Source organism: Planktothrix sp. FACHB-1355 (assembly GCF_014748295.1).
In the GTDB taxonomy this organism is placed as follows: Bacteria; Cyanobacteriota; Cyanobacteriia; order Cyanobacteriales; family Aerosakkonemataceae; genus Aerosakkonema; species Aerosakkonema funiforme_A.
Genome location: NZ_JACJUP010000303.1, coordinates 1 through 6,255, shown reverse-complemented (window position 1 = coordinate 6,255; position 6,255 = coordinate 1). Strand labels below are relative to the sequence as shown.

General features: G+C 38.0%; 5 protein-coding genes. 2 read left to right on the top strand and 3 right to left on the bottom strand.

Features of this window, described 5'->3' with window-relative positions; all coding sequences use genetic code 11:
* Window positions 1-93: 93 nt before the first annotated feature.
* A complete protein-coding gene (locus tag H6S82_RS14420) occupies window positions 94-1,374 on the top strand; it encodes an ATP-binding cassette domain-containing protein (RefSeq protein WP_190475036.1) in 1,281 nt (426 codons plus the stop codon).
* 118 nt (window positions 1,375-1,492) lie between these two features.
* On the top strand, window positions 1,493-2,845 hold the full coding sequence (locus H6S82_RS14415) for a cytochrome P450 (protein WP_190475038.1): 1,353 nt from the start codon (window positions 1,493-1,495) through the stop codon (window positions 2,843-2,845).
* A 26-nt stretch (window positions 2,846-2,871) separates the two neighbouring features.
* Here H6S82_RS14415 and H6S82_RS14410 read toward each other — a convergent pair whose 3' ends face one another.
* The 3 genes from H6S82_RS14410 to H6S82_RS14400 form a co-directional block, all read right to left on the bottom strand.
* On the bottom strand, window positions 2,872-4,083 hold the full coding sequence (locus H6S82_RS14410; protein WP_190475040.1) for a glycosyltransferase family 4 protein: 1,212 nt from the start codon (window positions 4,081-4,083) through the stop codon (window positions 2,872-2,874).
* 202 nt (window positions 4,084-4,285) lie between these two features.
* Complete coding sequence (locus H6S82_RS14405) at window positions 4,286-5,137, bottom strand: class I SAM-dependent methyltransferase (protein ID WP_190475041.1); 852 nt, start codon at window positions 5,135-5,137, stop codon at window positions 4,286-4,288.
* A 41-nt stretch (window positions 5,138-5,178) separates the two neighbouring features.
* The coding region (locus H6S82_RS14400) for a UbiA family prenyltransferase (protein ID WP_206756867.1) at window positions 5,179-6,255 on the bottom strand (1,077 nt) is incomplete at its 5' end.

Sequence of the window (6,255 nt, the reverse complement as noted above, 5' to 3'; positions counted from 1 at the left end):
GTAATCTTACTTTTAGTAAGCTGGTTATTTTGTCGTTTATGTTTACCTTATATAATCGAGCGATCGCTAACTTAAATTTCACTAACTTAAATTATGGGAAAAATACTGTTAGAAACAAAGCATTTATCAAAACGATTTTGTCGCGATCCCAAGTTATCACTCCGTTATACAATTGCAGATATTTTTTGGGAATTTCGCCGCAAACCCGAAGGAGAAAATCGTCTCCGTTCTGGTGAATTTTGGTCTGTTTATGATGTCAATTTACAACTGAGAGCAGGTGAGGTACTGGGTTTAATTGGTCATAATGGTGCTGGAAAAAGCACATTAATTAACTTAATTATGGGAATTTTACGCCCCACTCTAGGTCAGGTTAGATGGTATACCAATCGAGTGATTATGATAGATAGCCAAGCTGGATTAAATTCCCTTCAAACAGGGCGAGAAAATATATATAATCTATTATCAATGTATGGAGTAGGTGAAAACCTAATCAAAAATAAGATTAATGATATTATTGACTATTCAGGTATTCAAACCTTTATTGATGCTCCTGTAGGTACATACAGTACAGGGATGCGATTAAGGTTAGCATTTTCTATTTATACTCAATTAAAACCAGATGTTTTTATCATAGATGAAGCATTAGGAGGAGGCGATATTCGCTTTCAGCAAAGGTTTCAAAATTATCTGAGAGATTATATTCAAGATGGTGGTTCCATATTGGTCGTTTCCCATGAAATGTATCAGATAAAGTCACTTTGTCACCGGGTCATTCTTTTTAATCAGGGACAAGTTTATAATACTGGTCAACCTGATGAAATCATTTACACATATAATGAATTAATGTTAGCCAGAAAAAATAACTCAAATTCATCTGCACCAACAATTCAAATTGATCAATCTCCCCAACCAATAGATGAAGATTTAGTACCTGGAGAAAAATTGGGCTTAGTTGAGATTGAGGAAGTAGAAGTAACTGCTGTAGATGGAAAAGAAATTACTTCAGGTAGTAAAGTCAAATTCCAAATGACTTGTAATTCACAACTGGATGATTATGCTGTAATAATCGCTTTTTCTGTAGGGACAGACGAATTATTCCCGATGGGTATGATGATGGGAAAGTATGGTGAAGAATACTATAAACTCAAGAAAGGACAGAATCAATTTTGTTGTTTTGTAGATAAACTACCACTTTTACCAGGGAAATATCAATTAAAAATTTCAATAATAGAAAATGATATTTATGATACACTAGCCCTCAAAGGATACCAAGATAAACCCGTTTACTTTGAAGTTAAAGGATATAATGATCTGCAATTAAATTTTGCTAGAAGTTATAAATATCTGTTCTATATTCCAACGAAATGGGAGTAAAGATTTTGTCCAAATAAATATGGCTGGCTGAATCGTGGAAAAATTATGCAGCCGCGTGCATATTGATTATCGTGCTACTGATAAAGATTTAATCCGATCCACACAGTTTTACAGTTTTATGCAAACAATTAACACCCTTCCTCCAGAACCTCAAATACCAGAAATTCTGCGGATTCTGAAATTGATTTTTCAACCAGTGCAATATGTGGAAGATTTGTTTAAAACCTATGGCGATCGCTTTACTATAACGACTCGTGATGGGACAAAATATGTTTATTTCGGTCATCCTGAAGCACTACAACAAATTTTTACTGCCGATCCCGGGCAATTTAAGACTGGAGGAGGATCGGAATATTTACGATTTTTGCTCGGTGATAACTCCCTGACTATGCTGGATGGCGATCGTCACCAGCGTGAACGCCAATTGTTAACCCCTCCGTTTCATGGAGAAAGAATGCGAGTCTATGGTGAGACTATCTGTGAAATTAGTCAGCAAGTCAGTAACAACTGGAAGATGGGAAAACCTTTCACTATTCGTGCGTCAATCCTAGAAATCACTCTACGTGTTATGTTGCGAGTGGTGTTCGGGTTGGAAGAAGGACCGGAGTTTCAAAAACTCAGACTGACGCTGATTTCTCTATTGGATGCAATCAATTCTCCCTTAATGTCCAGCGCCATATTTCTTCCTTTTATACAAAAAGATTTGGGTGCGTGGAGTCCTTGGGGTAGGATAGTCCGCTTACGAAAACAAGTTGACGATCTCATTCATGCTTTAATTCAAGAACGTCGTGCAAAATTGAAGAAAGATCGTCAAGATATTCTTAGTTTATTGATGTGTGCTACTGACCAGAACGGTCAGGGAATGTCAGATCGGGAAATCAATGATGAGTTAATGACGCTACTGGTTGCGGGACACGAAACCACAGCCTCAGCTTTAACTTGGGCGTTTTATTGGGTTGCTTACACACCACAGGTGGGTAACAAACTGCACAGAGAACTTGAAACTGTTGGCGATCATCCAGACCCAAATGTCATTTCCAAATTGCCTTATCTTACAGCCGTTTGCCAAGAAACCCTGCGAATATACCCTATTGGAATTGACGGGAGTTTTCGAGCGGTAGAATATCCGATAGAGATTATGGGCTACAAACTGCCGAAGGGAACAATCGTCATGCCCAGTATTTATATAGCACACCATCGTGAAGAAACCTACCCACAACCAAACCAGTTCAAGCCAGAACGATTCTTAGAAAGACAATTTTCCCCTTACGAGTTCTTGCCATTTGGCGGTGGAAACCGTCGTTGTATAGGGTTTGCGTTTGCCCAGTATGAGATGAAATTAATTCTAGGTACAATCCTATCACGCTTTCAAGTATCTCTAGTTAACAAGCGTCCTGTAACTCCTGTGCGTCATGGTTTTACTGTAACCGCACCATTAGGTATGCAGATGATCGCAAATCCTTTGAAATAGTATGTAACTTCTTTGGCGTTGCATAATTAACGGATCAACTGTCCAGATTGCGATCGCAAACTTCCAGTTTCTATTTCCGAAATTATTTCCATTAACCTAGTAGCAAAATATTCACTTGGATCGGATTTGATTATACTTCGGATAGACCGTGCTGCTTTTTGTCCTATTTTTTCCCATTCATAGCGTTGACTCCAAGCTCTTTCCATAGCTTCATCTAAGGCATGAAAATTAGCTCCAGCAGCTAAAAATCCAGTTACATTATCTTCAATTATTTCTGGTATCCCACCTACATCTGTAACAATTCCCAACCTGCCACACATCATTGCTTCTACTAAAGCTAATGGTAAACCCTCACATCTTGAGGGTAATATTAAAGCGTGATGATGATGCCAAACTTCAGTAATGTCTTCAATAAAGCCAGGGAAACTAACATTAGTAATATTCAAGTATTTAGCCATACCAATTAACGCTTCCCGATGAATTCCTTGTCCGAAAAAATTGACATAAAGCTTTCTTTGTTTCCATTTTTCTTGAGCTAATACTTTTAACAGAATGTCTTGTCCTTTATCATAGATAAACAGCCGACCCACACAAGCTAGGTAGAAACCATCATTAATATCACACCAAGGTAGCAAGTTGGAGCGACTAACGCAAAAAGGATTTCTCACAATTTCCGCATTGTTCAGTTTTTCTCCTATCTGAGCTTCCGTCAGAGATAAATTGTGTCCTGCCACAAAGAAACAGCGTTTAGCACTGCGAAATACTTCCTGCATTACTGGACGTATTTCATCGTGTGGCCAGTAGTAATCAACTGCTTTTTGGCAAACAATTATATATGGTAATTTCTGGCGAAAACAAATATTAGCAAATCTCAAACCGTCAAAATTTTCACCTTGAGAAATTACTACTAGATCGGGCTGCAACTGTTTCAATTGATGAGCTAGGATAATATCGATCGGATCTAACGGTAAAAATTGCCATCTGCCAGGTATGATCCTGTTCAAGTATCGAAGTTGCCTGGAAAAGTTCAGACGATAGATGTCTACTACAGGTATTCCAGAAGATTGTAGCTTTAGGATACGGGAGTGTCGATCGACTACAAGTGTTTTGTACGCCTTTACTTTTTGACCTTTTTCTGCTAAAATTTGCGCCGCAGATGCCCAAAGTTCTTCACTACCGCCCCAAGGTTCGGGACAAGAACTGATAAAGACAACCTGCTTACCACGATCGAATAACATTTAATTAAAGCAAATGTGGGAATTTTTTGATTTTTTTGATGGCAGTCTGAGTGCAAATTTGATATTTTGCACAATCTTGACTATAGCTGTAAAAAAAATCAAAGTCAATACTTAGGGATAGTTGGGATTTGTGGCAACTTAAGCTAAAGTATAGAAGCATTTATGTCAAGTCGATCTCCTACTGAATTTAAAATTTTTGTTTCTACCTACGGAATAACTTGCGAATAAGGCGCTGCAAAAAGTTTGCAGTATCAACAGGTGGGATGTCAGTAGGTATTCGATCGCTTCCATCGGCAATAGATTGGGATTCCTTCATTAACTGAGTTCGGATACTCTCAAACTGCCTTGCATTTTTAGCTGCCAGAATCCCCCAGTAAAAACCTTTGGCATATTCAATACTCTCCACAGTCTGAAAATGCTTCTTAAATAGTTCAATCATGTATTCTATTTGAGGAACCAGCATATTGTCATGGCGTTTACCATTCGGCTGAATCCAAGACCACATCACGCCAGTGACTAAAATTTTTCCCCCATAAGCTGGCGCATCTTCAAATGCTACATAAGGAACTTTTGTTGGATCGCTGTAAAGATTTTTAGAAGGTTCGCAGATGGGCATAAAGCAAACACCATCATCAGTCAACCAATCAGAGATATTTTCGATCAATAGCTCAATTTCTGATATAGATTCTGCAAAGCTGTAAGCCCACCACATTGAGGAAATGACATCCCATTCTCCTTTATTAATCAGCGATTTATCTCTAAAATTTCCCTGAATTAATGGAATATTAGGGTTTTTTATTTTGGCAATATTAAGCATTGCTTGTGAAATGTCCAAACCTGCTCTCTGTACTTCTGGAAAACAACTGAGATAGTACCCTGTACCGCAGGCAACATCCAACCAACGAACTGTACTGCCTTTCTCGCGCAAAAGTTCTGTTAATATCTGAAGCTCAGAAGCTGTTTTTGTCTGCGAGTGAATATCTGTCAGAAATTTTTGATTGTAAGCCTCTGCATAGGCTTCATCATAAGTTTCTAAAACTTGTTCAATTTTCATATTTTTCCAGGAATTTAGTATTAATGCGCTCTTTAATATTATTATATATGCTTTTGTAGTTTGGTGGGAATCTCCCATCTAAGTAAACCCCATAAATCTTTTATCCAAAACCATAGACGTTGATAATAAAATAATAAGTGTATTCCTAAAATAATTAGATTTGCAGGATTTCTCCAGCCAGTCAAGCACAAAAATCCCAGAGGATAGAATACATCGTAATATTCAAATAGAAAAAGTCTGTGATTCTCAGTAGGCTTAACAATGACGATATCTAATTGCCAAAAATAGTGTCTCAGCCATTCCGTTACTAAATAAAAGCCTAGAAAAGTCCAAGTGAAGATATTATTGGAGAGTAGTAATATGATCGTAAGAGAGCCAAATTCTGCGGGGAAGACAACCCATTTACCGAGTCTTTGCAACGTTTGTGTAGAAGTATTTACAGCAAATGTATTAATACCAGCACGACGATCGTTTTCAAAATCAACTATCTGATGCCAAAGAATACTTCTAAATCCCGATGCCAATGCCCAAATAGCGATCGTTGTTACCCACGCTATTGATAGTGGCTTATCAGTATGATGAGCGACTAAAAATACAGCAAATATTTGCGGCACCAAACTTTCTCCTACTGCCATTGCTAAAACACCCAAAAAACTTCGGTTTTTCAGACGGATAGGTGGTACAGAGTAAATCGTGAAGAGTAGCCAGTTTCCTATATAAACGATCAACGCTAAAGGAATTTGAATCAATAGTCCCGATACGATCGAACCTGGTACAATACACGCGATCGTAACCAAAGCTCTAAATAAATTAGAGCGCCCTATAAAGTAGTTAGCTTTGCCACTGATTCGATCTTCTTCTCGATCGCATAAATTGTTAATTACACTGGCGTAGCTTGCACCGATTGCTAGAGCAATCAGGAGAAATAAAAACGTACTCCCAAGCGAAATTAAGGATATGTTTGAAATTGCAGCACTAGCATAGGCAGTTCCTAGAACAGGAGCCAGCTTGTATGACCACCATTCCTTCGCTCGCACGAGAGCGAGCATCTGTTGAGAATAATTTAGTGTTTGTTTATTCATTACTTGCAAGCGAGCAAAGTTGCAAAAGTTTATTTG